This window comes from Roseitalea sp., from assembly GCF_984466335.1.
Map to the genome: position 1 here is coordinate 5248 of NZ_CFIFWG010000137.1, position 3275 is coordinate 8522.

Below are 3275 nucleotides of genomic sequence, written 5' to 3' on the forward strand. Positions count from 1 at the left end.
CGATCCAGGGCGGCACCATCTATGTGCTCGAAGTCAATCCGCGCGCCTCGCGCACGGTGCCGTTCGTCGCCAAGGCCGTGGGCCGGCCGATCGCCAAGATCGCCGCGCGCGTCATGGCCGGCGAGCCGCTGGCCGGCGCGGCCGCGCCCTATGGCGGGCTGGCCGATGCGGAGGCGCTGCCGCACATCGCGGTCAAGGAAGCCGTCTTCCCCTTCTCCAAGTTCCCGGGCGTCGACACGCTGCTCGGCCCCGAAATGCGCTCGACCGGCGAGGTGATGGGGCTCGACGACGATTTCGCGGTCGCCTTCGCCAAGGCGCAGATGGGCGTGGGCACGGATCTGCCCAAGACGGGCTCGGTGTTCATCTCGGTCAGGGACGGCGACAAGGAACGCATTGTGGGCACCGCGCGCCAGTTCGCCGAGATGGGCTTTGCGATCGTCGCGACGGGCGGCACGCAGCGCTTCCTGATCGAGCGGGGCGTCGAAGCGACCAAGATCAACAAGGTGCTCGAAGGCCGTCCGCATATCGAGGATGCGATCCGCAACCGGCAGGTGCAGCTCGTCATCAACACGACCGAGGGCAAGAAGGCGCTGTCGGACTCCAAATCGCTGCGCCGGGCGGCGCTCGAAAACAGGCTGCCCTATTTCACCACCGTCGCCGGCGCCGTCGCCGCGGGCGAGGCGATCGCGGCGCTGGCCCGGGGCGAACTGGGCGTCAAGCCGCTGCAGGCCTATCATGGCGGGCCGCGTGGCGCCTGATTGCGCACCTTACAATCGGCGCGCAAATTCCCTATTTGGAGCCTTCCTGGAACACGGGCGGTTCGCAAGCTTGGGCCTGGCGGGCCGCTTTTGTTTGGTAACGTGCGCCCTTTCGATGCTGCGCGCGGAATTGAGGAACGACGATGAACAAGGTGCCGATGACACGTCAGGGCCACGCCCAATTGCAGGAGGAGTTCCGCTGGCGCACGCAGGAGGAACGGCCGCGCATCATCGAGGCCATCGCCGAGGCGCGCGCCCATGGCGATCTGTCCGAGAACGCAGAATACCACGCCGCAAAGGAAGCCCAGGGCCACAATGAGGGCCGCGTCACCGAACTGGAAGGGCTGCTCTCGCGGGCCGACGTCATCGACATTTCGGCCATGAGCGGCGACACCGTCAAGTTCGGCGCGACGGTCACGCTGATCGACGAGGACACCGAGGAAGAAAAGGTCTATCAGATCGTCGGCGATCAGGAAGCCGACGTCAAGGCCGGCAAGATCTCGATTTCCTCGCCGATCGCGCGGGCGCTGATCGGCAAGAGCGCCGGCGATTCGATCGAGGTTCAGGCGCCCGGCGGCGCGCGTGGCTATGAGATCGACGCGGTGAAATTCGTCTGACCCAGGCCAACCGCCGAGCCGGGGCAGCAATGGCCGAGACGGTTACAGGCTATATCTTCGATCCGGCCGATCTGAGGATCGAGCAGCGTCGACCCGGAATCAGCGCGTTCATGCGGATCCGCAACGGCGAAGCGTTTCTGGAGCAGACGATCCGGTCCCATATCGGCCATCTCGACGAGATTGTCGCGGTCCATAATCAGTGCACGGACGCAACGCCCGACATATTGGCGCGGCTCGCCCAGCGTTTCGGACCCAAGCTTCGCGTCTATCATTATCTTGACCGCGTGTTTCCGCCGGGCAGCGAAGGCCACCTGCGAACACCGGCCAATGCGACGGCGAGCGTGGTGAACTATTCCAACTTCGCGCTGGCTCAGACCAGATGCCAGATCGTCACCAAGCTGGACGACGATCACATGGCGATGGACCTGCCGATGGGTGCCCTGGCCGAGGCGGCGCGCAACGCCCGGTCAACGGATCGCGAAGCGCTTTGCTATTCCGGCATCAATTTGGCGCGCGATGCCGATGGGCGGCTGGGATTGCCCGCCGAAGAACCGCTGTGCGGCAATGGCGATCACTGGTTCGTCCGCCTGACGGCGCAAAACTACTTCGTCAAGGATCGCCGGTTCGAGACCTTTCGCCATACCGGGTTGCGCCGGCGGTTTGGCGGCTTTGCCTATTGGCACCTGAAATATCTGAAGGGCGGCGGCGGTTTTGCGAACTATGAGCTGGGAGACAATCCGGACAGCCGCTTCGCCCGCAAACGCGCGCGGCGCGAGACGTCGAATGTCGTCGACCTGCCATCGGCGGTGGAAGGCGTTCATCCGGCTTTCCTCGACCGCATCCTCGCCCCGTTCAGCGACAAGCGGCAATTGTTGCGCGATCGCGCGCGGGCTCTGCGGCACGAGTTCGGGAACGAGAGCCTGGACGAGGCTTTGACGGCCACGACGCCCGATTGGAAGCGATGGATCGACGGCGGCTGAGCGAAAAGTCGGCCAACCGAGCCGGATTCACCGTCATCGGCTGATGCGGCGGCTCTCCATTGCCCGCGCGGGATCGAAGACACTGCGCCCCGATCCGATATGCACGGCCGCTCCGGGCAGTTGGAAGACCACGCCCAGACCTTGATCCTTCATTGCGCGCGAGATCGTGCGCTCGTTCCGGTAGCCTTGGTAGGGACCGCGTTCTGTCCACAAGTCGCGGCGCAACACGCTCGGATTGAAGGTAAAGCCGTACCAGTCGCGATGCGCACGCCGCATGCGCGCATATTGGTTGACGCCGTGCGCGAAGCGCCGAGCGAACAGCCGGTGGCGCAGCTTGAGCGTGTCAAAGCGACGGAAACAGACGCTGGAGATCGCATGGTCGGACTCGACCAGCGCGACGGCCTCGGCCACGTCGACCGGACGGTCGAAGCGAAAATCGTCCTCCATGTGGAAGATAAACGGCGTTGACACCTGTGCATAGGCCCTGTCGATCGATCGATGCTGCCCAAGGCGCGGCTGGTTCACCAGCACCTCAACCTGCGGATAGCGGTCGCGAACCTGCCGGGCAAAGGCTTCGTCGGCCGAGTCTTCGGCGACGAGGAAGCGCGCCGGGCGGTGATGGGCCAGAAACGAATCGAGCGTCGCACGCAGCAGGTCAAAACGCCCGCAACTTGTCAGCACACATGTCACCGATCGCGGAATGTCTGAAATCTGCATGTCTGTGCCATGTGCCTGGTGTGCCGCGCAAAAAGATGCCGGCGGCGGGTCCTGGGACGGTCGCCGTGGTCCTTGAACCATGGGACCCGGAATCCCTACTATTAGGGACGACACAGTAGATTGCCGCATATTGACGTTCAACCGACTGACAAAGCGTTGTTGAAACGCCCCAGCGCAACGCCGCGCCTGATGGCGCCGGCCCG

At 64.5% G+C, this 3275-nt stretch carries 4 protein-coding genes; 3 read left to right on the forward strand and 1 reads right to left on the reverse strand.

Features of this window, described 5'->3' with window-relative positions:
- The 3 genes from AC5E6L_RS11935 to AC5E6L_RS11945 form a co-directional block, all read left to right on the forward strand.
- Positions 1 to 758, forward strand: a 758-nt coding sequence (locus AC5E6L_RS11935) for an ATP-binding protein (RefSeq protein WP_491773541.1), incomplete at its 5' end; no start/stop codon positions are given.
- Positions 759 to 901: 143 nt separating this feature from the next.
- Entirely contained in the window at positions 902 to 1375 is a 474-nt protein-coding gene (gene greA, locus AC5E6L_RS11940; RefSeq protein WP_491228358.1) for a transcription elongation factor GreA, read from the forward strand.
- A 29-nt stretch (positions 1376 to 1404) separates the two neighbouring features.
- Complete coding sequence (locus AC5E6L_RS11945; RefSeq protein WP_491773543.1) at positions 1405 to 2355, forward strand: glycosyltransferase family 2 protein; 951 nt, start codon at positions 1405 to 1407, stop codon at positions 2353 to 2355.
- A gap of 33 nt (positions 2356 to 2388) precedes the next feature.
- On the opposite strand, the gene AC5E6L_RS11950 is transcribed toward AC5E6L_RS11945, so the two are convergent.
- The gene (locus AC5E6L_RS11950; RefSeq protein ID WP_491773545.1) at positions 2389 to 3072 is read right to left on the reverse strand and encodes a glycosyltransferase; all 684 of its coding nucleotides are present in this window, start codon (positions 3070 to 3072) and stop codon (positions 2389 to 2391) included.
- Positions 3073 to 3275: the final 203 nt, after the last annotated feature.